Annotated in this window: 25 protein-coding genes and 1 riboswitch; of the genes, 11 read left to right on the top strand and 14 right to left on the bottom strand. The window is 62.8% G+C overall.

Translation table 11 applies throughout. From position 1 onward, the window contains the following. Positions 1 to 81 precede the first annotated feature (81 nt). Positions 82 to 283, top strand: a riboswitch (cyclic di-AMP (ydaO/yuaA leader). Positions 284 to 286: 3 nt separating this feature from the next. Then, complete coding sequence (locus ACX80B_RS07055) at positions 287 to 1153, top strand: LysM peptidoglycan-binding domain-containing protein (RefSeq protein WP_459294504.1); 867 nt, start codon at positions 287 to 289, stop codon at positions 1151 to 1153. Between the two features lie 181 nt (positions 1154 to 1334). Continuing rightward, positions 1335 to 2576, top strand: coding sequence for a plasmid pRiA4b ORF-3 family protein (locus tag ACX80B_RS07060; RefSeq protein WP_459294505.1), 1242 nt, complete (start codon positions 1335 to 1337; stop codon positions 2574 to 2576). 9 nt (positions 2577 to 2585) lie between these two features. On the opposite strand, the gene ACX80B_RS07065 is transcribed toward ACX80B_RS07060, so the two are convergent. Further along, positions 2586 to 3428 (bottom strand): MSMEG_6728 family protein, encoded by an 843-nt coding sequence (locus ACX80B_RS07065; RefSeq protein WP_459294507.1) that lies wholly within the window; start codon positions 3426 to 3428, stop codon positions 2586 to 2588. Between the two features lie 210 nt (positions 3429 to 3638). Between ACX80B_RS07065 and ACX80B_RS07070 the strand changes: the two genes are divergently transcribed. Next, complete coding sequence (locus ACX80B_RS07070; protein ID WP_026535091.1) at positions 3639 to 3842, top strand: cold-shock protein; 204 nt, start codon at positions 3639 to 3641, stop codon at positions 3840 to 3842. 111 nt (positions 3843 to 3953) lie between these two features. Here ACX80B_RS07070 and ACX80B_RS07075 read toward each other — a convergent pair whose 3' ends face one another. Next, on the bottom strand, positions 3954 to 5027 hold the full coding sequence (locus tag ACX80B_RS07075) for an alkene reductase (protein ID WP_459294509.1): 1074 nt from the start codon (positions 5025 to 5027) through the stop codon (positions 3954 to 3956). Positions 5028 to 5104: 77 nt separating this feature from the next. Beyond that, on the bottom strand, positions 5105 to 6328 hold the full coding sequence (locus tag ACX80B_RS07080; RefSeq protein WP_459294511.1) for a PucR family transcriptional regulator: 1224 nt from the start codon (positions 6326 to 6328) through the stop codon (positions 5105 to 5107). Positions 6329 to 6685: 357 nt separating this feature from the next. Between ACX80B_RS07080 and ald the strand changes: the two genes are divergently transcribed. The 4 genes from ald to ACX80B_RS07100 all read left to right on the top strand — a co-directional run bounded on the left by ald (position 6686) and on the right by ACX80B_RS07100 (position 9547). Continuing rightward, on the top strand, positions 6686 to 7807 hold the full coding sequence (gene ald, locus ACX80B_RS07085) for an alanine dehydrogenase (RefSeq protein ID WP_459294513.1): 1122 nt from the start codon (positions 6686 to 6688) through the stop codon (positions 7805 to 7807). A 151-nt stretch (positions 7808 to 7958) separates the two neighbouring features. Continuing rightward, positions 7959 to 8690: a GntR family transcriptional regulator gene (locus tag ACX80B_RS07090; protein ID WP_459294515.1), complete on the top strand. Its 732-nt coding sequence runs from the start codon at positions 7959 to 7961 to the stop codon at positions 8688 to 8690. Positions 8691 to 8841: 151 nt separating this feature from the next. Then, a complete protein-coding gene (locus tag ACX80B_RS07095) occupies positions 8842 to 9069 on the top strand; it encodes a DUF1508 domain-containing protein (protein ID WP_459294517.1) in 228 nt (75 codons plus the stop codon). A gap of 4 nt (positions 9070 to 9073) precedes the next feature. Then, positions 9074 to 9547: a hypothetical protein gene (locus ACX80B_RS07100; protein ID WP_459294519.1), complete on the top strand. Its 474-nt coding sequence runs from the start codon at positions 9074 to 9076 to the stop codon at positions 9545 to 9547. Between the two features lie 37 nt (positions 9548 to 9584). Here ACX80B_RS07100 and ACX80B_RS07105 read toward each other — a convergent pair whose 3' ends face one another. Continuing rightward, a complete protein-coding gene (locus ACX80B_RS07105) occupies positions 9585 to 9947 on the bottom strand; it encodes an ArsR/SmtB family transcription factor (RefSeq protein WP_459294521.1) in 363 nt (120 codons plus the stop codon). A 177-nt stretch (positions 9948 to 10124) separates the two neighbouring features. Here ACX80B_RS07105 and ACX80B_RS07110 point away from each other — a divergent pair, with 177 nt between their 5' ends. Next, positions 10125 to 10715: a TetR/AcrR family transcriptional regulator gene (locus ACX80B_RS07110; protein WP_459294523.1), complete on the top strand. Its 591-nt coding sequence runs from the start codon at positions 10125 to 10127 to the stop codon at positions 10713 to 10715. A 16-nt stretch (positions 10716 to 10731) separates the two neighbouring features. Here ACX80B_RS07110 and ACX80B_RS07115 read toward each other — a convergent pair whose 3' ends face one another. From ACX80B_RS07115 to ACX80B_RS07135, 5 genes are all read right to left on the bottom strand, one after another. Further along, positions 10732 to 12198: an MFS transporter gene (locus tag ACX80B_RS07115; RefSeq protein ID WP_459294525.1), complete on the bottom strand. Its 1467-nt coding sequence runs from the start codon at positions 12196 to 12198 to the stop codon at positions 10732 to 10734. After that, positions 12195 to 13523, bottom strand: a complete 1329-nt coding sequence (locus ACX80B_RS07120) for an aminotransferase-like domain-containing protein (RefSeq protein WP_459294527.1) — start codon at positions 13521 to 13523, stop codon at positions 12195 to 12197. Before ACX80B_RS07120 ends, ACX80B_RS07115 begins: the two co-directional genes overlap by 4 nt. A gap of 10 nt (positions 13524 to 13533) precedes the next feature. Next, complete coding sequence (locus ACX80B_RS07125) at positions 13534 to 14739, bottom strand: M24 family metallopeptidase (RefSeq protein ID WP_459294529.1); 1206 nt, start codon at positions 14737 to 14739, stop codon at positions 13534 to 13536. A gap of 140 nt (positions 14740 to 14879) precedes the next feature. Continuing rightward, entirely contained in the window at positions 14880 to 16397 is a 1518-nt protein-coding gene (locus tag ACX80B_RS07130) for an NAD-dependent succinate-semialdehyde dehydrogenase (RefSeq protein ID WP_459294531.1), read from the bottom strand. A gap of 82 nt (positions 16398 to 16479) precedes the next feature. After that, on the bottom strand, positions 16480 to 17763 hold the full coding sequence (locus ACX80B_RS07135) for an aspartate aminotransferase family protein (RefSeq protein WP_459294533.1): 1284 nt from the start codon (positions 17761 to 17763) through the stop codon (positions 16480 to 16482). 174 nt (positions 17764 to 17937) lie between these two features. Here ACX80B_RS07135 and ACX80B_RS07140 point away from each other — a divergent pair, with 174 nt between their 5' ends. The 3 genes from ACX80B_RS07140 (at position 17938) to ACX80B_RS07150 (ending at position 20130) form a co-directional block, all read left to right on the top strand. After that, positions 17938 to 18162, top strand: a complete 225-nt coding sequence (locus ACX80B_RS07140) for a hypothetical protein (protein WP_459294535.1) — start codon at positions 17938 to 17940, stop codon at positions 18160 to 18162. A 213-nt stretch (positions 18163 to 18375) separates the two neighbouring features. Then, positions 18376 to 19548, top strand: coding sequence for a M14 family zinc carboxypeptidase (locus ACX80B_RS07145; RefSeq protein ID WP_459294537.1), 1173 nt, complete (start codon positions 18376 to 18378; stop codon positions 19546 to 19548). A gap of 111 nt (positions 19549 to 19659) precedes the next feature. Continuing rightward, complete coding sequence (locus ACX80B_RS07150; RefSeq protein ID WP_459294539.1) at positions 19660 to 20130, top strand: pyridoxamine 5'-phosphate oxidase family protein; 471 nt, start codon at positions 19660 to 19662, stop codon at positions 20128 to 20130. 54 nt (positions 20131 to 20184) lie between these two features. On the opposite strand, the gene ACX80B_RS07155 is transcribed toward ACX80B_RS07150, so the two are convergent. Genes ACX80B_RS07155 through ACX80B_RS07175 form a run of 5 tightly spaced genes read right to left on the bottom strand, consistent with a single transcriptional unit; the run spans position 20185 to position 24624 of the window. Next, the gene (locus ACX80B_RS07155) at positions 20185 to 20601 is read right to left on the bottom strand and encodes a group III truncated hemoglobin (protein WP_459294541.1); all 417 of its coding nucleotides are present in this window, start codon (positions 20599 to 20601) and stop codon (positions 20185 to 20187) included. 51 nt (positions 20602 to 20652) lie between these two features. Then, positions 20653 to 21984, bottom strand: a complete 1332-nt coding sequence (locus ACX80B_RS07160) for a pyruvate dehydrogenase complex dihydrolipoamide acetyltransferase (RefSeq protein WP_459294543.1) — start codon at positions 21982 to 21984, stop codon at positions 20653 to 20655. Positions 21985 to 21992: 8 nt separating this feature from the next. Beyond that, positions 21993 to 23009, bottom strand: a complete 1017-nt coding sequence (locus tag ACX80B_RS07165; RefSeq protein WP_459294545.1) for an alpha-ketoacid dehydrogenase subunit beta — start codon at positions 23007 to 23009, stop codon at positions 21993 to 21995. Then, entirely contained in the window at positions 23006 to 24091 is a 1086-nt protein-coding gene (gene pdhA / locus ACX80B_RS07170; protein WP_459294547.1) for a pyruvate dehydrogenase (acetyl-transferring) E1 component subunit alpha, read from the bottom strand. Before pdhA ends, ACX80B_RS07165 begins: the two co-directional genes overlap by 4 nt. Before the next feature lie 47 nt (positions 24092 to 24138). After that, complete coding sequence (locus tag ACX80B_RS07175; RefSeq protein ID WP_459294549.1) at positions 24139 to 24624, bottom strand: CBS domain-containing protein; 486 nt, start codon at positions 24622 to 24624, stop codon at positions 24139 to 24141. Positions 24625 to 24807 lie beyond the last annotated feature (183 nt).

A 24807-nucleotide genomic window follows, 5' to 3' on the forward strand; every position in this document is an offset into this window, starting at 1 on the left:
AACGTGACATTGGAAGAAGCGGCGATGTAGTTTGGGGACCGTGCTCCGGCCCGTCATATTGGCCGACACCCTTGGACAGTTTGCCTAACTCTGCCGCTGTCGTAAGGTCCGTTCGCAACACATCACGGCAGAGGCGGGGGAACCAGATATGGGTTCCCAAAAGGAACCCTTGGGGTTAAGCCGCAGAGACATCCGCGTAGTACTGGCTGCGCCGGATGTTATGTGGCCGGGTGTCTCCCATCCGAACCCGACAGCTCACCCCGCAGGCATTGGGAGAGGGACTAATTTGTCTAAGAATCTTCATACAGCGCGTCACCGTTCAAGCAATGCAGGCTTCAAGTCCATCTCGAAGGCTGTGTCTTCCCACCGCGGCGGCATTGGCCGTTCCGTAGCTGCTCTTGCCGCAGCTTCCACTCTGATGGTGGGAATTGGCGCTCCGGCTCACGCCGGAGGAACGGATGCCGGCGCGGCGGCAGGCAGCACCACGGCTCCAGCCGCAGCTTCCGTGTCCACTGCCCCGGCAGCGGGCGGAACAACGACCCATACGGTCCAGGCCGGAGAAACCATTGGCTCCATTGCGGCTCAGCATGGGCTGAACTTTGGCGAAGTCCTGTCACTGAATGGGCTCAGCGCCAGCACGCTCATTTTCCCCGGTGACGAAATTCAGCTGCCCGCGGCCGGTGCTGCCGCTGCCGCCCCCGCTGCTCCGGCAGCCGCTGCCGCCCCCGCCATGGGAGCAGCAGCTTCAGGACCCGCGGCCGCTGCCGAAAAGGCCGCTGAGTCCTCCGTGCAGACCGTGAGCTCCAACGTCACGGAAATTCCGTCGTCGTCCACTAATGCTGCCATTCTTGAATCCGCGAAGTCCCAGCTGGGAGCCATCCAGGACTGCACCGTACTGGGTGAGCAGGCACTGAAGGCGGCCGGCGTCAGTGGTGTCGGAGACGAATCTCCTGAATCCCTGATGTCCTACGGAACGCCGGTTTCGAATCCTCAGCCCGGCGATTTCGTTCTCTATGCTGATGGCGGTGCGGGCGTTCCGCATAACGCCATCTACATCGGTGACGGCAAGGCCATCCACAGTGGATGGGAGGGTAACCAGACCGTTGTCGAGAGCGTTGACATCGGATCCGGACCTTCCTTCTACCGGATCTAGAGTCCGGCACGATTCGGCGCAGGATGGTCAGTACTGGTTGACCTCAAGTCCTGCGTCGAAGATTGCCTCCTGTCAGTGCCCGGCCGGGTTTTCCGGCCGGGCACTGGCTTTTAAAGGGTGCAAGTGACTGCCGCCGCTGGAGAGGGGCAAGGACCGTTCAGGCACTGGCACAATGGCCAGTATGGGAGAGACCGTCAAAGCGCTGGACCTGCACATCGCCATTACCGGTACCAGTCCGGAAATCTGGCGGGACCTGCGCGTACCCGCCGACACGTTGCTCAACACTCTGCATTTGGCCATCCAGCGTGCGTTCGGTTGGAAGGTTCAGCACCTGCACATGTTCAGCATGCCCGACGGTGCAGACGGGCGGCGCCGTTTCACAGGGAGCGAGGACACTGCCGAGGAGCTCGGTTGGGAATTGACGGACGGTGTCACGCTCGAGGATGTTCTCGGCGGGGAAGGCAGCGCATTGGAATACGAATACGACTTCGGGGACAGCTGGGACCATGCGATCACCGTGACCGGCCACGCCTTGGCGCCATCCGGACAACTGATTTGTACCGGAGGTGGCAACCGCGGGCCAGTGGAGGATTCGGGCGGCATCGGCGGCTATCACCAACTCTGCGGCATTCTGGCTGACAAGGCGCATCCCGAGCACGAAGAGATGACCGGCTGGTATGAATTCGTCACGGGGGAGCGGGCCTCCACGTTTGACCCGGCCGAGTTCGACCTCGACGTCGTCAATCAGCGCTTGGACCGGCTGAACGTCCGCTTGGCGCAACAACCACCGACGCCGGAGGAGATGGCCGCCGTCGTTTATCCGGCCAAATGGCTGCTCCAACGGGTGGGAAAGTACGGCCTGGAGCTGACCAAGGATGGATACCTGAAACCTGCCGTGGTTTCGGAGATCATGACGGAACTCGGCTGGAGTGAACGTTGGATAGGCAAAATCAACCGTGAAGCGCAGACACCGCCCGTACTCGAGCTGCACGCGCGGATGCGCGAGTGGAAGCTGCTGCGCAAGTACAAGGGAAGGCTGGTCCGCACACCGGCCGGACGGAAGGTGGCCGACGACGACGCGGCCCTGTGGAACTACCTCGCCGGTGCTCTCTCAGCCGTTGACAACCCGGCGCTTCAGCACGGGGCCGGATTGGTCACCGCTTGGACGTTGGAAGATCAAATGCCGCCCTACTCCATGATTGGTGAAGCCATGGCCCAGGCATTGATGGATGCCGGTTTCCGGATGCCCGACGGCGGACCTGTTCCCGAAGAGGGTGGCCGGGACATTTACCTGGAAATCAAACGTGGCATGGACTGCCTCAGCATCTTCGATCTTGATAGTGGTTTTATCGATCCACGGACGCCGACTGAAGCGGGCACAAAGTTCCTGCTGGAACTGGAACGCCGGCAGAACGGACGTTGATCGGACCGTTCAATCATTGCGTCTGCCACCAAGCCCGACGGGGGGCGGTACGGCGAAGAATGTGCGCGGATCCTGGAGCAGGGCGGGATAGTCGAAGTCGTGGCGGTGCAGTTCTCTGGTGAGCCGCACACTGCGGTGGGCAACGCCGTCGTCGTCAATTTTCAGCTTGCCAAGTGTTCCGGTGGAAAAAAGTTGCCCGCCGCTATCCGGCACTGCCACGGAATCTCCTTCACGTGCGACGGCGGTAAACGCCTCCAACTGCCGGCGCCATTTCGGTGACGGACGTCTTCCCGGCGCGCTGGCCGGCATGGTGACTCCGTGGAGCGGTCCGCCTGGAGTTGCTGCAGCGGAACCTGCGGGGCCGGACCTGTCCCGCCAGACCCACATCCGGTTTCCGGCACCCGGATCCTGTGGATGGGCGGCCACGGCCGGTTCGGGCCAGACGTAGGGGAGGCCGCCGTCGACCCCGGGAAAGCGGATTTGGTAGAACTCCGGCGACTTCAAGATCAGGTTCGACTGGTGGCCGCGGTGGAATTCGCGGTCGCCGAGCCACGGCGGCATTGGGATATCGCCGCCGTCGAGCACCGCCGGCATGAATTCGAGAATGTTTCCCTGGGTGCTGTCCTCGTGACCGCGGCCCACCCATTCGGCCACCATCGCCAGGCCGTACTGCGTCAGCGCCGGCACATAACCACTCCACATCAGCACTGCCGGATGCCGCCGCCAGCCGTAGTCCGGGATCACCAGTGCGCGAAGAATCTGCAGAGTCTCGACGCGCTGCTTCCCGAGCCGGGCCTGATCTAGGACCGCGGCGCTCGCAGCGAAGTCCGGATACGGCAGGAATGTCTGCATGGTGCCAGTGTTCCACGCGCGAAAGCACCCGATGTGCAATCTCCACCAAGTCTCGTGTAGAGTGGTTTGCAGTTGTAGTGTTGCGCATTTGTATTTCGAGCGGCGGGCCCAAACGGGATCGCCGCTTTTTCTGTATGAAGCGGAAAAGAACGCCGCGACTGAGATCCCCCGAAAGTCGGGAAGCGTCTCAACACAGAAGGATGATTAAAAATGGCAACAGGTACCGTGAAATGGTTCAACTCCGAAAAGGGCTTTGGCTTCATCGCTCCCGATGACGGAAGTGCCGATGTTTTCGCGCACTACTCCGCAATCGATGCAGGTGGCTACCGCTCCCTCGAAGAGAACCAGAAGGTTAGCTTTGAGACCGAGCAGGGCCCCAAGGGTCCTCAGGCCGTAAACATCAAGGTCAGCTAATCAGGTGACTTGAGGTTCTGGTTCCAGAACCGATAAAGCAGGGCGGGAAGCAATTCCCGCCCTGCTTTATTTAACCCCGCGTGCGGACGGTTTAACCCCGCGTGCGGAAAGTCAGTTCTGCAACGCCGGATAATCGATATATCCCTCGGCGCCTTGGGAGTAGAACGTCGACGGGTCCGGCGCGTTCAACGGCAGATCTTCCTGCCAGCGGCGGACCAGGTCAGGGTTGGCAATCGCAGGGCGTCCGACGACGACGGCCTCGGCGTGTCCATCGTCGAGGAGTGATAAAGCTTCCTCGCGTGAGGTGATGACGCCGAAACCACTGTTGGCCAGCACCGGACCGTTGAAGCCGGCACGGAGATTCTGCACCAGCGGACCCGCCGGATCCTTGTGCAGGATGCTCAGGTAGGCCAACTGCAGCGGCGCCAGCGCCTCGACGAGTGCGCCGTAAGTCGCCTGCACATCTTCGGCATCGCGCTCGAACGCGTCCTGAATGTTGTGCTCGGGTGAAATGCGCAGTCCGACCCTGCCGGCACCGATCGCCTCCGCAACCGCTGTCACCACTTCGACGACGAATCGTGACCGGTTGGCGGGGGAGCCGCCGTAGTTGTCCGCGCGCTGGTTCGAGGCGGGGGAGAGGAACTCGTGCAGCAGGTATCCATTGGCGCCGTGCAGTTCAACTCCATCCATTCCGGCCGCGATGGCGTTCCTGGAGGCCTTCACGAACTCCTCGATGACCTCCGGGATCTCGTCGGCAGTCAGCGCGTGCGGCACCGGGTAGGGCTGCTTGCCCTCATAGGTGTGCGCATCGCCGTCGATGGCGATGGCGCTGGGAGCCACTGGTTGCAGGCCGCCGTTGGTATCCGGATGGGTGACCCTCCCGGCATGCATGACCTGCCCGAATATCCGCCCGCCCGCGTCATGCACCGCGTCGACCACCTGGGTCCAGCCCTCAAGCTGGTCTTCGGTCACTAGACCCGGCTGGCCGGGAAATCCCTGTCCGGTCTGGCTCGGATACGTTCCCTCGGTGACGAGCAGGCCGAGCGAAGCACGCTGCCGGTAGTGCTCAACGTTCAGCGCACCCGGTATGCCTTCGCGGCCTGAGCGCGAACGGGTCAGCGGGGCCATGATCACCCGGTTGGGCAGTTCAACATCGCCAAGGGTTATGGGGGAAAACAGATTCACAAGCCACTCTTTCTATGGTGTTGGTTCCATAGACACCAACCCGGCCGGCCATGTGGCTATTCCGTTAGAGAGTGGAGTCACAGCCGCGGCCGCTGGGCCCAGCGGATCGCCTTCATGGCCACGTGCAGCTCCAGGCGGGTCCTGCCCTTCAGGGGATCGGAACCGATGACGGAGCGTACGCGGGCCAGCCGGTTGTAGACGCTGCTGCGGTGCAAATGCAGCTGAGCGGCGACGTCGGCGACCGATCCGTCCGTGTCGTACAGCAGCTCCAGCACTGGCAGCAGTTCGCCGTTGCGGTCCTGCTCCTGAAGGTTCCGGAAGTGCACGGACTGTGCCTGCTGACCGCCCCTTCCCGCGGCGAAAAACTGGTACACGCCGGTGTCCCGGTAGTCCGTCAGCGGCCCGATCTGAGGATCGACGGCGGCCGCCTGCACTGCCGACTTCGACTCGGCGTAGGCGTCAGGAAGGTTCCGCAGGTCCGAAAACGGTTCGCTCAGCCCCAGGATGTCCGGCCGTTCCGAGTGTCCGCCCCGCCGTGAGATCTCCGCGCTGTAGCGCTTCAGGACCTCCGCATGTTCGGCGCGTCCGGCCATATCGCGGAACAGGATGACCGCATGCTGCAGAGTGCCTGCGCTGAAGAGTGCGGTCCGCCGGCCGACGGTCGCGTGCAGGGCCGAAATCCGCTGCAGGAGCACGGCCGCCTCCGGGTCCGCCAGTTCCGCCATGGTCGTATCGGGATCCGCACTCCGTTCCATAATGGAGCCGATCACCCAGGGTTGCCGGCCCTGCACTTCCGGCCACCCCGCCACGCCTTCGACGGCGGCATCATCACCGGTGCAGGCGTTCAAGAATTCCGCTTCGCGCCGCCGCCGGGCATCGGACTCCGGCGTATTAGTGTCCAGCAGTTGCCCGGCGAGGCCATCGACCAACGGCCGGATCCCGGGCAGGGCGGCAAGGATGTTATCCGGTGCCTGCTCCGCCTGCTCGTGCAGGACCCAGAGGTACCCGACGCGGAAGCCGCGCACCAGCAGCGGTACGCAGACCCGGCCAAGCATGCCCAGCGATTCGTTGGCCGGCACCACCACCGGACGGACGGAGGTCGCGATCCCGTGACTGAGCTGCCAGGCGCTGACGTCTGAGGGCACCTTCTTGCTCAGTAGGAAGTTGACCCGGACCGGATCCGCCGAAGCCTGATGGCTGCTGTACGCAATGAGTTCACCGTCGAGGTCCTCGACGGAAACACCGTGGTGCAGCTCCTGGGCAATGGCTTCCACGGCCTGCTCGACGTCGGTGCTCTTCATGCCGCCTCCTCGGTTTGGTGCCTGAACCCGGTCTCTGATGTGCAGATCATCGTACAGACAACAGGCGACAGTTGACGCGTGGCAACGCGACATATGTCGATTGTCAACAATACAGCAATGTGGTAACGGTCACGCCGGCCATCTATGCCAACCCGGCCGTTTCCGTCTTGTACGCCCCGGATTGACGCGGATTTTGGTCTCTTTGTGAGTGCTTTCCCAGGCCCACAGAAGCGGCCGTTCATTGCCCCTTCAACTGCTGCGTGGGAGGTAGGACGGGACGACGTCGAATATCGGGTTTTACAGTTAATCCACCGCCTGATTCGGCGCTGTTTCAACCACATGTTTACGGAGATTCCCATGATCATCGGTGTTCCCAAGGAGATCAAGAACAACGAGTTCCGCGTTGCCATCACAGCTTCCGGAGTGAATGAACTGCTTAACCACGGTCACCGTGTGCTGATCGAGGCTGGTGCCGGGACCGGTTCACGGATCGAGGATGCTGAATACGTCGCCGCCGGTGCCGAGATCGTTGCGAATCCCGATGAGGTGTGGTCCCGCGCCGACATGGTCATGAAGGTGAAGGAGCCAATCGCGTCTGAATACCGCCACTTCCGTGAGGGCCTGATCCTCTTCACCTACCTGCACCTGGCGGCCGAGGCGGAGCTGACCCGGGCGCTGGTCGATTCCGGCGTTACCGCCATCGCCTACGAGACGGTCCAGACCGCCAATGGAGCGCTACCGCTGCTCGCGCCGATGAGTGAAGTCGCCGGACGGCTGTCCGTACAGGTCGGCGCGCATTCTTTGAGTGTTCCAGCCGGAGGCCCCGGGGTTCTCCTCGGCGGGGTTCCCGGCGTCCATCCGGCCAAGGTAACCGTCATCGGTGCAGGTGTGGCCGGTACCAATGCGGCCGCGATGGCCGTTGGCATGGGCGCCGATGTGACCATCCTCGACGTCAACATCAACCGGCTGCGCGAGTTGGACGCCCAGTATGCAGGCCGGCTGAAGACCATCGCCTCCAACAGTACGGAGATTGAGCGCGCGGTCGTGGAGTCGGACCTGGTGATCGGTTCCGTCCTGATCCCCGGCGCACGCGCCCCCAAGCTGGTCACCAAGGACCTGGTTGCCAAGATGAAGCCGGGCAGCGTGCTGGTCGATATCGCGGTGGACCAGGGTGGTTGCTTCGAGGGCAGCCGTCCGACCAGCCATGCGGAACCGACGTTCCCCGTCCATGGCTCGACTTACTACTGTGTGGCGAATATGCCTGGTGCGGTGCCCAACACCTCCACCTATGCCCTGACCAATGTCACGCTGCGTTACGCCGTCGCGCTGGCGGATCTCGGCGTCGAAGCTGCGATGGCGAAGGATCCGGCACTTGCTGCCGGACTCAACGTGGCCGGCGGCGAAATCACCCACCACTCCGTGCTGGAGGCCCACGGCCCGATGACACCGAACCTCAAGCGTGAACTGACGAACGCCTGAACCTCACTATCGGTGAATCAGGGGATGGCCAGGCTGTCGTCCCCTGATTCGTCTTGGCCCATAGGCGCCGCCGGGGTCAGGTTGTAAGATTGTCTGCAACAGGACAGGCGGTATTTCCTTCGTCTGCCGCGGACCGACAGCAAGGAACCCCATGGCAAGCCACAGATTTATCGAACCTTTGGTTCAGGAATCCACTCCGGCGATCATCGCCCGCAAGCTCCGCTACGCAATGGGGCGCGGCGATCTGGAGCCCGGGCAGCAGCTGGTGGAGGCGGAATTGGCCGCGGAACTTGGCGTCAGCCGCGGACCGCTGCGGGAAGCCATGCAGCGGCTCACTCAGGAGGGCCTGCTGGTCAGCATCCGCAACCGCGGTATTTTCGTGACCGAGCTGGAGCCGGCAGATATCAGCGACATGTACCTCGCCCGCACCTCCGTGGAACGCTCGGCTGCGCTGAAGATTATCGAGCTCGAAGGCCGCTATGAAGAGGTTGCGGCCGCGCTGAGGCAGGTGACCGGCAAGATGGCGAAAGCAATCGACGCCGGCAAGCGCGGCAGGGCGCTCAGTGACCTCGACATCGAGTTCCACGAGTTGCTGGTCCGGCTGGCCGAAAGCCCCCGGTTGTCCAGCATGCACGCCACATTAATAACGGAGACGCGGATGTGCATGGCCATCCTGGAGGATACTGGCTACACCCCTGAGGCACGGCTGGCTGAACATGTCGCGATCGCCGACGCCATCGGCGCCCCGGACGTCCCGCTGTTCAACAAATTGCTGGCACACCACATGGACGACGCCGTCGAAAAGATCACCCGTGGCATGCTCGCCGCGGGCAACCCGGAAGGCGAAGCGGCCGATGGCGTGACCGTGGATGCGGCAAGCTGACCGGCAACAGGGGGAGCAAAAAGGAAATATATTGCAAAACCATTGACCAACCGCGATCCATGGGCCACTCTTTTATAAATTGATAAAAAGCTAAACCGTACGCTTCGAAGTGGAAGGGTGCCGGCTGACCAGTTTGAACGGAAACAGGCCTATGGTGGGACAGTTCGAAATATTCGGCGACAGTGTTGTGGGGTTCCGGTTCAGGCTGACGGGCGGAGATGGAGTCCTGGTCATCTCAGGCCGGTTCGATGCGAAGGCGGAAGCAGTCGCCGCCATCGCGGCCGTACGCGAGAATGCAGCCTCGGGGCACATCGTGGACCAGTCGGCAAGGCCGCTGCCTTCGGAGAATCCGCCACCATCATTGCTGATCCGGCGGTGAACCCATGTCTGCTCAGCACTTCGACGATTCTTTGCAGACCCAAGCAGTCTTTCCAGCGCTGACCGGCATTCCCGATTTGCTATCCGACCATGCTGCGGCAAGGTTGCACCGGAAACGCAGCCTCCGCCTCCACCGTGACCGGCCCGTCCGGTTTGCGGGGGAGGAACCCGCCCGGAATCCGAGACTCGACGTCCTCGTCGGTGTAAACCTTGACGGAGGCACTATCCGGATCGTAGTGCGCGGCACGGTGACCGGTCAGAATCTCAGAGCCGTGTATGTCCTGGCCAAACGGGCCAATGCAGTTGCAGAAGACTTGGACATCGTCGTCGACTTCAGGGACGCTGCGGTTGAATCCGGACCCTTGGAAGAGATTCTTGCGGTCTCGAGGGAAGGGCAGCTTCCGACGTCGGTGGACCCGTTTGAGGCCCCCTGCCGGCTGCTGGTGCTCCAACCTGTAGCGACAGTGCTGGTCGAATAACCCAGTCCCTGACTGGAGCAGAGACGATGCATATTGCCTACATGGTGGACTGTGCTGCCGTTGACGACTCCTGGAGATCCTGCTGATTGTTGTCCATCAGGGTCTGAAGCAGCAGCCGGGCATGATCAAGCAGTCCGGAAACTTCCCGGCATGTCAGTCGGTATGACACTTGCCCGTCCGGACGGGAAGAAGCGATCAGATGGCTCCGGCGCAGCACGCCAAGATGCTGTGAAAGGTTTGACGCCTCAAGGCCGGTTCTCGTGCGTAACTCCCCAACCGTCATGGAGTCAGCGGCATTGAGCATCTGAAGAATCATCACCCGTGCAGGATGCGCCATCGCTTTGAACAGATCCGCTTGGAAATCCGCAAGGCGTTCAGGAGAACGGGGACTGCTGTTCATGGAACGCCCTTCAGCTCGATATTCTCAATGCAACCGTTCTGAAGTGGAAAAACACCTCAGGAGATAGAAAGGTCTGTCTCGAAGATAATCTAACACCATTACGACCCCTAATGGCATATTCGACCATGTTGTAGACAGAACTGTCTTTCCGGGACGCAGGAATGTACCGTTGATGGCATGAGGGGGCTGACAGAACCGCCTGACACGGTTCAGGCGAAGGAGAGAGTGCTCTCGTCGGCCTATACGCTCTTTGCCCAACGCGGAGTCCGCGGGGTGGGCGTCGATGAAATCATTGCCGCAGCGGGTGTTGCCAAGGCCACGTTCTACCGGCATTTTCCGTCCAAAGACGCGCTGGTGCTGGCCTTCCTCGAACGCCGCGAGGAAGTCTGGACCCGCAACTATATTGTCGCGGAAGCCTGCAAGAGGGGCAGCACTCCGGAAGAGCGGCTGATGGCAGTCTTCGACGTCTTCCACGATTGGTTCCAGCGCGACGACTTTGAGGCATGCTCGTTCATCAATGTACTGCTGGAGATGGGACCCGAAAACGTGCTGGGGAGGGCCAGTATCGAATACCTGGCCCGGATCCGCGAACAGATCGGCATCCTTGCCGCCGAGGCAGGACTTCGTGACATAGACGGGTTTACCCGGTCGTGGCACATCCTGATGAAGGGCTCAATCATCTCCGCGACCGAGGGCGATACCAAGGCCGCCCGGCGGGGCCAGGAAATGGCGCGCTGGCTGATAGAGAACCACCGCGCCCAGTCCTGACCCCGGTTGGGAGGACCTACGGGGTCTTGGCCGCCGCGTCGTACCTGGCGCGGCCCGCTTCAGCAGCCTCGCGGTTCAGGTCCACATACTTCGTGTTTGCCAAACCAAGCGATGCCGGCACACCGGGAAGTTCTTCCCCGCGCAGCGATGCCTGCGAGGTTTCCCGCATGCACAGGATGCTGATAAAGCCGATGAGACCGGCGATCGCCATGTACCAGCCCGGCACCAGTTGGTTCCCTGTGGTTTCTATCAGCTGGTTCGCAATAGTCTGCGAGGGCCCGGCGAAGAACGCCGTGGAGAAGTTGTAGGCGATGGCAAAACCGGTGTAGCGCACCGCCGTCGGGAAGAGTGCCGGCAGCGTGGAAGAGACCGAGGACACCAGGATCACCAACAGCAGGCCCAGAACCGCAAGCCCGATGAACTGCAGAATCAGGTTCGGCAGGCCAAGCAGCATGATGGCCGGCACCGACAGCAGCATGTAGCCGACGGCGGCGGTGAGCAGCAGCGGTTTGCGTCCGACCCGGTCCGACAGCGCCCCCATCGGCGGAATGGCCAGCAGCATCAAGACCATGATCGCCACCAGCATCCAGTTACCCTGGGCGGTGCTGTGGCCGAGCTGGCCGCTCAGGTACGTGGGCATGTAGCCGAGGATCAGGTAGAAGGCCACATTCAACAGCACCACGAATCCGGCCAGGACCAGGATCTGCCGCCAGTTATTCCGGAACACATGCCGCAGCGGTGAACGCGTGGTTTCGGCGTGCTCAGAGGCCTCGGAGAACACCGGTGCCTCGACCAGCCGCGTACGGATCCACAACGCGGTCAAACCCAGCGGAATGGTGAGCAGGAACGGCAGCCGCCACCAACCGTCCTGCATGCCTTGGTCGCCGACGATCGTGATCAGCGTGGTGCAGACAATCGCGGCCAGGATGAATCCGACGGTGGTGCCGAATTCCAGGAAGGAACCGAGGAAACCGCGGCGCCGGTCCGGAGCGGACTCGGCCATGTAGACGGCTGCCCCGCCATACTCTCCACCGGCCGAGAAGCCCTGCACCAACCGGCAGAGAAGCAGCAGGACCGGGGCGAGGATGCCAACTGTCTCGAGCGTGGGGAGCAAGCCGATAGCCCCGGTCGCCAGCGTCATCATGGTGACGGTGAGGACCATGACCTTCTGCCGGCCGACCTTGTCGCCCAGCGGCCCCAGAATGATGCCGCCCAGCGGGCGGACCAGGAAGGACAGCGCCAGGGTGGCAAGCGTCAGCGTGACGCCGAGGCCGCCGTCGCCATCTTCGGATCCGAAGAAGTTGGTGGCCATGTAGATCGTCAGGTAGCCGTAAACGCCGTAGTCGAACCACTCGACCGCATTGCCGAGCGCGGAACCCAGGATGGACTGATGGAGGGTGCGCTTGCCTTCCGCCGTGCTCGGCTCTGCCCCGGGGGCTGTCCTGGGGCCGGGGTCCTCGTTCAGTGACGGGGAAGTGGTCACAGGGTTCCTCCTTCGAGGAGCTGGTTTGCGGAGGTGTATGCCCCTGCCGGGACGCCTGCCTGGGAGCCGGCGCTGGAGCCGGCGGGCAGACCGGCCTCGAAGTCTACTGTGAAGGACAGCTCGGACTTTGCCTTTTCGATGGCGGCGGCGAGCCGGATGATGCCGGTTTCCGTGCGCTCCGGCGTGCAGGACGCAAAGCACAGCCGGAAGGCATCGGAGAACCGGCCGCCGGGGGAGAGCGCCGGTCCCGGAATGAAGGCGACGCCTTCGGCCAGCGCGATGTCGAAGAGCCGCTGGGTGTCGATCTTCGCGTCTTCTCCCTGCAGTGTCACCCACAGGAAGAAGCCGCCGTCCGGGCTGGTGGTGCGTACCCGGGAGCCGAGGTGCCGGTCGATGCTGGCCTGCATGGCATCGCGGCGGCCCCGGTACTCGGAGCGGAGCCAGGCGAGGTGGTCATCGAGCCGGCCGCGGCGGATGAATTCCGCGACCAAATGCTGGGCCGGAACATTCGTGCAGGTGTCCATCGCCTGCTTGGCGTTGATCACCAGTTGCTGCAGCGCCGGATCTGTTTCCACCCAACCGGCCCGCAGCCCCGGTGCCAGGATCTTGGAGAAGGTCCGGACGGAGAAGATCAGCGGATCGTTCGGGCTGAGCTGATTGAAGCTGGGCAGGTCTTCACCTTCGAAGCGCAGCAGACCGTACGGGTCGTCGTCGATAATCACGGCATTCCAGCGGTGCGCCAATTCCAGCAGGCGCCGGCGCCGCGGAGTGGAAAGCGTGGTACCGGAAGGGTTCTGAAAGTTCGGGATGGTGTAGATCGCCTTCGGCGTCCGGCCGGAAGCGGCAACCAGTGCCTCCAGCTCATCAACGATCATGCCGTCGTCGTCCACGGGCACTTCAAGGAGTTCCGCACCGTAGCTGAGCGCGGTGGCCGAGCCGTTGGTGTACGTCGGACTCTCCACCACCACCAGGTCGCCGGGGTCGACGAAAATCTTGAAGGCCAGGTCCAGGCCTTGCATGCCGCCGGAGGTGATGGTGATGCGCTCGCGGGCGGTGGGATCGGCGGTGGTGGCCAGATATTCGGTCAGTGCATCGATCAGCTGCGGCTCACCCTCGGTGGCGCCGTAGGTGTAGGTGGAGGCGTCGTAGACGTCGGCAGGGACACTGTTGAACAGCTCCACCGGAATGGCTTCGCTGGCCGGAGCGCCCATGGCAAACCGGACGATGTCGTGGGTCTGCGCGGCCAGCAGCGAGGTGCTGGAATCGATGATGGAGCCGACCAGCTGGTCCGCCCGCCGGGCAAGGGGGAATTGGGAAAGTGACATGGGGGTGGTCCTAGCTGTTGATCTGGATCAGGCCGCGCTTGTAGGTGGTGAAAGTTTCCACGCCGGTGGGCGTGATCCGGATGGATTCGGAGAGCCCGTAGCCATAGTTGTCCATCCACATGCCACAGATCAGGTGGAAGGTCATGTTTTCGAGCAGCACGGATTCGTCCTCGCCGCGGATGCTGATGGTGCGCTCGCCCCAGTCCGGCGGATAGCCGATGCCGATCGAGTAGCCCAGCCGGGAGTCTTTTTCGTAGCCGTACTTGAAGATCGTCCGGTTCCAGACGGCAGCTACCTCACGCACCGGAACGCCGTCGCGGATAACGTCGAGCATTGCGTTCATGCCTTCGCCCGTAGCGTCCGCCAGGCGGGTCAGTTTGTCGGTGGGCTGGCCGGGCATGAAGGTCCGGTTCAACGGTACGTGGTAGCGGTTGTAAGCGCCGGCGAGTTCAATGACGACGGCCTCGTTGGTCCGCAGCCGGTCCTCGCTCCAGGTCAGGTGCGGGGTATCGGCGGATTCGCCGGTGGGAATCAACGGCACGATGGCGGTGTAGTCGCCGCCGAATTCCTCTGTGCCCTTGATCTGGGCATTGGTGATGGCCGCCGCCACGTCGCACTTCCTTGTGCCGACCTGGATGGTCTCTTCGGCCGCGGCCATGGCGTTGTTGGTGATGACGGCTGCCGCGCGCATCAGCTGGATCTCGGCGGGCGACTTGATCGAGCGGACCCAATTGACCAGTTCGAAGCAGTCCACCAGCGTCCATTCCGGAAGGGCGTTCACCAGTGAGCGGTGCGCCTTCGGGGAGAAGAAGTGCGAGTCCATCTCCAGGCCGACGCAGCCCTTGGCGGCCGGTGCGACCAATCGGCGCTCGCGGAGGGCGAAGGCGACCCAATCGAAGGGGTGCAGATGCGAGCGGTGCACATAGCTTTCCGGGTAGCCGACAATACTCTCGCTGGGAAGCCAGGAGGTGCGGAAAGCGCCGAAGGCGTCCATCTGCCGGCTGAACAGAATCATGTCGCCGTCGGCGGGGACGAACACCATCTGCGGCGTGTAGAAGGACCAGGCGTTATAGCCGGTCAGGTAATAAATATTCGCCGGATCAGTCACGATCAGGGCACTCAGGCCCTGCTCTTCCATCCGCACTCTGACGGCCGCCAGGCGTGCCTCGTACTCTTCAACGGAGAAGAGCAGCGGGGCGATGTGCTTATTGGTCAATTCAGCCTCCTAAGACGCGGGTGATCCGCATCACGCATTGGTAGATTGTCAACAATCTACATGACTAAGCCGGCCGGAACAAGAGGTGTAAACCCCTTAATTCCGGCCGGCTTTCCAGCCCTGTTGCTGGCGGCGGAAAACTAGGTCCGCGGGATGGCCATGTACTTGGTCTCGAGGAACTCCTCGATGCCCACACGGCCGCCTTCCCGGCCAAGTCCGGAGGCCTTAATTCCGCCGAACGGCGCTGCCGGATTGGAGACAATTCCGGTGTTGAAGCCGACCATGCCGACCTCCAGCGCGTCGCCCACACGGAAACCGCGGTCCACGTCCTGGCTGAAGAGATAACCGACCAGGCCCCAGGGGGTGTCGTTGGCCATTTGGATGACTTCCTCTTCGGTGTCGAACGGAACCACCGGGGCAACCGGGCCGAAAATCTCCTGGCTCATCAGGTCCGCCGACGGGCTGACATCGGACAGGACGGTCGGGGTGTAAAAGTACCCCGGCCCTTCCGGACGCGAGCCGCCACAGACCACCTTGGCGCCCTTGGATGTGGCGTCGTCGACCAGCTCCTGCACCTTGGCCAGCGCCTTTTCCTCAACCAGCGGCCCGACGTCGGTACCAGGCTCCGCGCCATTGCCCACCGAGAGCGAACCCAGGCGATCCGCCAGCCGGCGGGCAAACTCGTCGGCAATCGGACGCTGCACGAAGAGCCGGTTGGCCGCCGTGCAGGCCTCGCCCATATTTCGCATCTTTGCCGCCACTGCACCCTCGACGGCGCGGTCAAGGTCGGCGTCTTCGAAGACGATAAACGGCGCGTTTCCGCCCAGCTCCATCGACGAACGCATCACGTGTTCGGCAGCCTGCCCGAGCAGCCGCACTCCGACCTCGGTGGAGCCAGTGAAGCTGACCTTGCGGGCGATTCCGCTGGACATCCACGGGGACACGACGTCGGAGGCTTTGGTGGTGCAGACGACGTTGAGTACGCCCTTGGGCAACCCGGCCTCAATCAGGATGTCGACCAGTGCCAGCGAGGACAGCGGGGTCAGGTTGGCGGGTTTGAACACCATGGTGCAACCTGCCGCGATGGCCGGTCCGATCTTGCGGGTGCCCATTGCCAGCGGGAAGTTCCATGGTGTGACCAGTACGCACGGGCCGACCGGTTCCTTGGAAACCAGGATGCGGTTCTTGCCATCGCCGGTGGTGGTGACATCGCCGCCGATCCGCACCGCCTCCTCGGAGAACCAGCGGAAGAACTCGGCGGCGTAGGCGACCTCGCCTTTCGCCTCGGCCAGCGGCTTGCCCATTTCGGTGGTCATGATCAGGGCCAGTTCGTCCTGGCGGGCCATGATCAGGTCATATGCGCGGCGCAGGATTTCGCTGCGTTCCCGCGGGGAGGTCTTCGCCCATTCCTTCTGTACCCGGCCGGCCGTTTCGATGGCCCGCCGGGCGTCTTCCGGACCGCCGTCGGCAACAGTGGCGATTACTTCTTCGGTGGCGGGATTGACGACGTCGAAACGGTTGCCGGAAGCGGCTTCGGACCACTCGCCGTCGATAAACAGGCCGGTGCTGACCTTGGCGACGGCGTCCAGCGCCTTTTGCGAGGTGCGGGAGGGGTCGGCCTGCTTGGTGTCGGTGGAAAGAGTGCTCTGGGATGTCATTCGTATGTTCCTTTGTCTTGCAGTGGAAGGGGTAGGGCCGGCAGGGCGGTTCAGTTCTGTCAGGCAGGCCGGCGGGCTCAGATCAGGACCGGGCTCCGGCGGTGGCGGGAACGGCTCCGACGACGGCGCCCACCGCAGCCTCGAAACGCTCCAGTCCCAGGGAAATCTCCTCGGCGGTCACGACCAATGCCGGGATCAGCCGGACCACGTTTCCGGCAGGACCGCAGGTCAGGCTCAATAGGCCCTGCTCGGTGGTCGCCTGCTGGACCGCGGCCGCCGTCGTCGCATCCGGCTTGCCGTCTTCGGTGCTGAATTCGATGCCCTGCATCAGACCCAGGCCGCGAACATCGCCGATCACCGGGAAGTGCGCCTGGATGTCCTTCAACCCGGCCTGCAACTGTTCACCGCGGATCCGCGAATTCTCGACCAGACCCTCTTCTTTCACCACATCGAGGGTGGCAACGCCGGCTGCGGCGGAGACCGCATTCCCGCCGTAGGTGCCGCCCTGCGAACCCGGCCAGGCCTTCGACATCGTCTCGGTGGAGGCAGCGATTGCGGAGATCGGGAAGCCGGAGGCGATGCCCTTGGCGGTGACGATGATGTCCGGGGTTGCAGTGGAGTACTGGTGGCCCCAGAACTTGCCCATCCGGCCGACGCCCGCCTGCACCTCATCGAAGATCAGCTGGATGCCGTGCCGGTCGGCGCGCTCGCGTAGTCCCTCCAGGAAAGCCGGGGGAGTGGGCAGGTAGCCGCCATCGCCGAGGGCCGGTTCGATCAGGAACGCGGCAGTGTCATTCGGTGCGGTGCGGGTCTGCAGCAGGTAGTCCAGCTCCTGCAGGGCGAACTTCACCGCGGCCGCCTCGTCCCACCCGTAGCGGTAGGCGTATGGGAAGGCGGACATGTGCACGCCGGCCATCAGCGGAGCGAAACCGGCGGAGAACTTGGTGCCTGCGGTGGTGAGCGAGGCGGCGGCCACCGTGCGGCCGTGGAAGCCGCCCTGGAAAACCACGATGTTCGGGCGGGCGGTGGCCATCCGGGCCAGGCGGACCGCGGCCTCAACCGCTTCGGATCCGGAGTTCGCATAAAATACGGAGTCGAGCCCGGCGGGGAGGACTTCGCCCAGTTTTTCGGTCAGCGCCAGCAGCGGCTTGTGCATCACGGTGGTGTATTGCGCATGAATGATCTTGCCGACCTGCTCGCGGGCCGCCTCCACCACTTTCGGATGGCAGTGTCCGGTGCTGGTTACGCCGATGCCGGTGGTGAAGTCGAGGTATTCCCGGCCGTCGGTTCCGTAAATCCAACTGCCAAGGGCATGGTCGACGACGACGGGAGTTGCTTGCTTGAGTGCGGGGCTGAGTGAAGTCATGCAAACTATGGTGCAACTCACATTGTCGATTGTCAACAATCGCTGAAGGTTGAGTCTGTGAGTGGGCATTTCCATGCCCCAATTTGGCCTGCGTGGCCCTTGCTTTGAGCCATGGCACAATTCCAGGGCCTGGCTTAAACTTGATGTACCGGTTATTCCAAGGATGTGGGAACAATGGCTGGACATCGAAGCTTTCTCGATATGTTGATGCGCCAGACGGACAAACTCCAGCGCCTTTTCGGGCCTGCCGACCGCGACGACCCGGGCAGCCCGGTCGTACACCGGCACGATTCCTATGAGGACGCGTCGGACAAGCAACTGCTCGATTTCGACATCGAATCCGATACGCGCGGCCACCACTACGCGGTGCGGAAGTCGGGTAAGCCCTGGGACGTTTAACGTTTTAAAGCTGGAGTGCAGCGGTCGCCTCATCGCCCCTGCGTATTGTCCTCTTGAGGTGATAGTAACGCGGCGAAACGGATCTTAGCAGGTGCCCCCGGACGACGCTAGAGTGACGATCCGTTTGCGATCAAACCTGTGGATTCTCGTTGACGGACCTTCTCCACATTGGAACGCTTGGTTTGTCCCAATCGCTCGATGTTGGAGTTAAACGTGAGTTCAGAAAGTCAAACAAAACAGTCGAAGGCGTCCCGCAGATCCGGCAGGAAGCGCCTGATCGGTTTGGCCGCAGCGGTCGCCTTGGTTCCGATGGGCTTTTCGGCCAGCGCCGTCGCCGAACCACAGAGCACTCCGAACGGCCCATGGAACGGGGAGAACTCTTCCAACCTGGCGGCGATCCACAGCTATGAGCAGCTGTGGTCAACGCTGGAGAGCATCGAGAACCATGCCAAGGGATCGTTCGATCTTTCGCCGGCGCCATTGGAAAGCAACACCGGCAGGGAGATTCCGGTCGTCACCATCGGGGACGGACCGACGTCGGTCATGTACATTGCCAATCAGCACGGCAACGAGTACGTCGTCTCCGAGGCGATGCTCGATATCGTCCGGACCATCAGCGGCAATTCGCCAACAGCCCACAACATTCGTGATGAGATGACCGTGACCATCGTGCCGCGCGTCAATGTGGACGGGTTCGACGCCGATGTCACCGACGCTTCAGGCGCAACAACTCCGTGGCGCCAGAACTACGATCCGACGTGCGTCCTCGCCTGTGATTCGTTCTATGAGGAGGGCCGGGGTTACGACATCAATCGCTTCCACTCCTACAGCGACAATGCGTTCGACCACCCCTATGTAGCGGGCGATGACAACCTTAATCCGGTTCCCGAATCCATCGCAATGCGCCTGCTCTGGGAGGAGCGCCAGCCTGAACTGGTGATGGACTTCCACCACCAGGGTTCCTACGTCGACGAGGCTGGCAAGCTGATTACGGCGTCGACCATGTGGCCGAACGCGCTGGAGGAAGCCGGGAAGCTGGGGATCTCGGAAGAGTTCGACGACACGATTGTCCGGTCGAAGCAGGCAGTCTCAGTGCTGCTGCAGGAACTGGACCAGTACGGCTACGCCAACGTCACCCGGTACCCCAGCACGACGACGCCGGGCATCGCCCGTAACGCCTACGGACTGTTGGGCTCGGCATCGGTGCTGTTTGAGATGCGCGGTGACATCGACGCGAAGTCGAACGGCTACATAGCCAAGACCGCTGAGAAGGCGGGCATGTCAGTGCTGGAGGCCGTCGCCAATGGCGAATGGTTGACCGCGAGCCTGGAGCCCGTCGAGAACATCCGCGAGCGTGGTGACTTCATCACCGATCCGCACGAGTAACACCTGGCAAGCAAAAGGGCGCCGTGGCGGACGGATCGATTTCCCGTCACGGCGTCCTTTGCCTTTGAAGCAGCCATATCCCCAGCGGTATCTGAACGTTAGACTTTGGCCATGGGCATCGAGAATCCGGAAAATGAAGTCAAAGAGCTGGCGCCTAACGAGTGCTGGGCATTGCTCCGATCCGTCCAGGTAGGGCGGTTGGCGGTGCTAATCGACGGTCACCCGGACATTTTTCCGGTCAACTACGTCGTCGACCACGGCGGGATCGTCTTCCGCAGCTCCAAGGGAACCAAACTGGCCGGCGCCCTGTCTGCCTATCCGGTGGCCTTTGAAGTGGACGGATATGATGCAACCACGTCGCAGGCATGGAGCGTCGTGGTTAAGGGCGATGCGGAATCGATCCGTAAAACCGAAGACGTGCTGGAGAGCTTTACCTTGCCGCTCTTTCCCAGGCATGGCGGCAAGAAAGACCATTTCGTGCGGATTGTGTCGAAGTCGTTGACCGGCAGGCAGTTCACGACGACTAACCCCGACCACTGGCGGACTCCGTTCATGGACGCGCCGCACGCCGCCCCGGAATAAGGCGCTCGGCAGCACAGACGGAAGATCCAGCCTCGCCGTTTCCTATTGCGTGGGCTAGCGCGTTCCGATCGTCTCGAACTGGCTGCCGGAACGTCCTTGTAAGCGGCGGTGAATGGATTGGGCGATGCGGCCCGCCTGTATTTTGGCCAGCTCCGCCTTCGGACCGGCATAGCGGTCGTCGACATTCGCGGTCCAGATCGCCAGCCAGCGGTCAAAGTGCTCCGCTCCCAGCGGCGCCTTCTCATGCAGATCAATATGCTTTTGCAGAGCGTTGCGCTGATAGAGCCCGGCACGGAACAGTACCGTCTCCCAGAAGTCGCACATGATCGGCATATGCGCCTCGAGATCCATGTGCGCCACGTCGATGAAAACCGGACCCAAAAGTTCGTCCTGGAAGACGCGCTGGTAGAAACCGAAGACCAGGTCGTAGACGTCATCGCGGTTCCGCAGATCGGGCAATTCTGTTTTCATACCGATAATTCTACAGGGCGTAGAAAATAACCGGGAGGGTGTCGAGCACGTTCACAGCAGCATCCGCAATGGCTCTTCCAAGGTGCGCTTGAGGTCGCGAAGGAACGCCGCTGACACTGCGCCGTCGAGAACGCGGTGGTCCGAGGTTAGCGTGATCTTCATCGTCTTACGGGTGCGCAACTCTCCATCCTGGACGTACGGCTCCTCGGCTGCCGCTCCGACAGCGAGGATGGCGGATTCCGGCGGGTTGATCACTGCAGTGAAGTTGTCGATCCCGAACATCCCCAAGTTGCTGATGGTGAACGTGCCGCCACTGAACTCGTCCGGCTTCAGCCGTCCTGCGCGGGCACGCTCGGCCAGATCGCGCATCTCTGCGGCGATGATGTCCAGCCCCTTGGCGTCTGCGCCATTGATGACAGGGACCATCAACCCTTCATCAATGGCGACGGCGACACCCACGTTAATGTGGCGGTGCCGCAGGATCTTGTCCCCGCCCCAGGATGAATTGATCTGCGGATGCGCACGCAGCGTGACGGCGCAGGCGCGGACCAGAAGGTCGGTCACGCTGACTTTGGTGCCGGTATCCGCGTAGCTGGCGTTCACCTCCTGACGGAATGCCAGCAGCCGGTCGACGTGGACGAGGTTGGTCAGGAAGAAATGCGGAGCGGCCGCGCTTTCGGTCAACCGCCGTGCGGTCACCCGGCGCATATTGGACAGCGGAATCTCCTCGGATTCCTCACTGGTTGGGGTTGGGGCTGCGGCACCGGTGGACGACGGCGGACTGGCAGTTGGCGCCGAAGGCCTAGTAGCAGCGGTCGTCCCGCCCTGACCGCCCTGGGCCTCAACGGCGGCTTGGACATCGGCACGGACAATACGACCTCCCGGACCGGTGCCATTCACGGTTGTCAGATCCAGATTGTTCTCGTGGGCAATACGCCGGGCCAGCGGAGAGGTGAGGAGTCGTTCCGCCCCGGATGGCTGGGACCCTGCCGGCGTCGACGTGGATTGCGCTGGCGCCGGGGCGCCGGCCGCCGCCGCCGATTCCGCCGGAGTGGGAACCGGATCCGCAGGTCCCGGAGCAGGTTCTGCAGCCGCCGTCGTTTTCGTTGCTGCCGCACCACCCGGCGCAGGTCCTCCGCCGGTCCCGCTGCCGTCACCAATGATGGCTACCGGCTCGCCAATGGGGACCGAAGCGCCCTCGGGAACCAGCTGGCGCTCCAACACCCCGGCCTCGAACGCCTCCAGATCCATGGTGGCCTTGTCGGTTTCAATCTCAGCGAGCACATCGCCCTTTTTGACGGCGTCGCCCTCATTCATCAACCAGCGGCTGAGCACACCCTCCGCCATCGTGTCGGACAGGCGGGGCATCACTACTTCGGACATGGGAACTCCTATCGGCCGAAGCTGGTGGCTTCGAGCAGCTCGCGGATGACCTTGATCAGGTCCTTGGCGTCGGGAAGCGCGGCCGACTCCAACGGTTTGGCGTAGGGCAGCGGCACTTCGGCGGCTGCCACCCGGCGCACCGGCGCGTCCAGATAGTCGAAGGCACCTTCCATCAGCGTGGCCGAGATCTCTGCCCCGATGCCGTAGCTGAGCCAATCGTCTTCGAGTACGACGGCGCGGCTGGTCTTCCGTACCGACTCGCAGATGGTGGGCCGGTCCAGCGGGCGGAGGCTGCGCAGGTCCACCACCTCCACGGAGATGCCTTCCTCTTCCAGCTGCCGGGCGGCTTCGACGGCGACCACGCTTGCCCGGGAGTAGGCGATGACCGTGACGTCGGTGCCTTCCCGAGCCACCGCGGCCTTGCCGATCTCTGCAACCTGTTCGCCGTCGGGCACTTCGCCCTTGGTGTTGTAAAGCGACAGGTTCTCCAGGAAGATCACCGGGTCATCGTCGCGGATCGATGCCGTCAGCAGCGCCTTCGCGTCGGCGGGCGTGGACGGTGCAACCACCTTCAGGCCAGGGATATGTGCGTACCAGACCTCGAGGTTCTGGGAGTGAGTGGCTGCCAGTTGCTGCCCGCCGCCGCCGGGAGTGCGGATTACCATCGGCACCGGCGTCTGCCCGCCGAACATGCCGTAAATCTTGGCCGCGTGGTTCACGATCTGGTCTATCGCAATCAGGCTGAAGTTGATCGTCATGATTTCGACGACGGGCCGCAGCCCCAGCATCGCCGAACCAATAGCCGCGCCGACAAAACCCTCTTCGGCAATCGGAGTATCCCGCACCCGCTTCGGCCCGAATTCGTCGAGCAAGCCGGCAGTGATCTTGTAGGAGCCTTCGAAGATGCCGATCTCTTCGCCCATCAGGTACACGTTCTCGTCGCGGGTCAGCTCTGCCCGCAGCGCGTCGTTGAGCGCCTGCCGGTAGGTGATGACGGGCATCTGGTCTCCTCCGCTGGTGGTCATGGCATCTCCACTACCGGGTCGCCGGGCAGTGTATGCGGGGCGTTCGGCACATCAGTGGCGTAGGCGTAGTCGAAGAGTTCGTCCGGTGATGGGTCCGGGCTGGAATCGGCGAAGGCGACGGCGGCAGCCACTTGTTCATCGGCGTCGGCCTCGATCTTCATCGACTGGTCTTCATCAAACACTGACGCCCGCAGCAGCCGCTCCCGCATGGCAGGCAGCGGATCGGCTTCGCTGGCCTCCGCAGTATCTTCTGCCGAGCGGTAGCGTGCCGGGTCAACCACCGAATGCCCCTTCAACCGGAAGCTCATCACTTCGAGCAGATAGGGCTTCCGCTCAGTCCTTGCCCGGTTCATCGCCTTGGCTGCAGCCTCCCGGACGGCGAGGACATCGTTTCCATCGACGCGCTCGCCGGGGATACGGTACGAGGCACCACGCTTATACAGCTCAGGTTCGCCGGATGCCGCCTCCACGGTGGTGCCCATCCCCAGCCGGTTGTTGACGATCACGAACACGATCGGCAAATCCCAGATGGCGGCAATGTTCAAGGACTCATGGAAGGCGCCGATGTTGGTGGTGCCGTCTCCCAGTTGGCACATCACCGCTTCCGCCTCCGGTCCGGGTTCTCCGCGGTAGGCCACTGCCAGCGCGGCGCCGGTGGCTGGCGGCAGCTGCCCGCCGACAATGCCATACCCGCCCAGCATCCGGGTCTCGGTATCGAACATGTGCATGGAGCCGCCGCGGCCCTTCGCGACCCCGGTCGTCTTGCCAAACAATTCAGCCATCACCGCGCCCGGTTCCATACCCTTGCAGAGTGCGTAGCCGTGATCGCGGTAGTTGGTGAACAAGTAGTCACGGCGTTCGAGGGCCGCCATCAGCCCGACGACGGTGGCTTCCTCGCCGAGGTTGAGGTGGCAGTAGCCGCCGATCTTGGCCCGTTTGTACATCTCCGAAGCCGTCAGTTCGAAGGACCGGATGAGCACCATCTGCCGGTAATAGTCCAGCAGCACCTCCGGGCGCTCAGCCTCCCAGGAACCCTCGTCGCTAACGCGGCCCTCCGCCGTCGTACCCGTCGTCTCAGCCATTACGAACCTCTCTCACGAATCCTGCCATTGCCGTAACCCCGGCACGATCAGGGCCCCGGCAGCTGCTCCTGGAAGTGGAATCCCTCGCCGCCGGCATGGCATTTCGGGCAATTGGCGGGCGGACGCTCGCCCCGGGACGATTCGCCACAGACGCCGCACACCCATTCGGTCGCCAACAGCGCCACAATGTCTCCGCGGCTGACAATTCCCGCCAGCTTGCCGTCCTGCAGGATAGGTAACCGGCGGATCCGCTGTTCGACCAGGAGCTGCCGGATATCGGCGATCGGTGTGTCAGCCGTGGCCGAAATGACGGAAGTGCTCATGACATCTGCGGCGGCGGAGCCGGTCTTTGCCAGCAGATCGTATTCGCTGACCAGTCCCACCACGTGTCCGCCGTCGTCGACCACGGGAACGGCACTGATGCGGTGCTGCCGCAGAAGGGTGGCGATGTCCGCCACACATGTGTCCGGCGACGCCGTCAGCACGGGCGTCGTCATGATCTCCGATGCTTTCGTCGCGACTGTCGCTTCCACCGCACACCTTCTTTGGCTCGCCGGCTCCGTCTCGCCTGGACGGGTGGGACAGACTTGCTCTCAACGACGAGCCTAGCCAGAAACGCCGCTATTTCAAACAGCGTCAACAATCGGCGTTCGGTGAGCCAGCGGTGCAGAGCAGTGGCCGCATCTTTTCCACGCAGGCAGGATTGGTTAATGGTT

The sequence above is a fragment of the Arthrobacter monumenti genome (assembly GCF_054511255.1).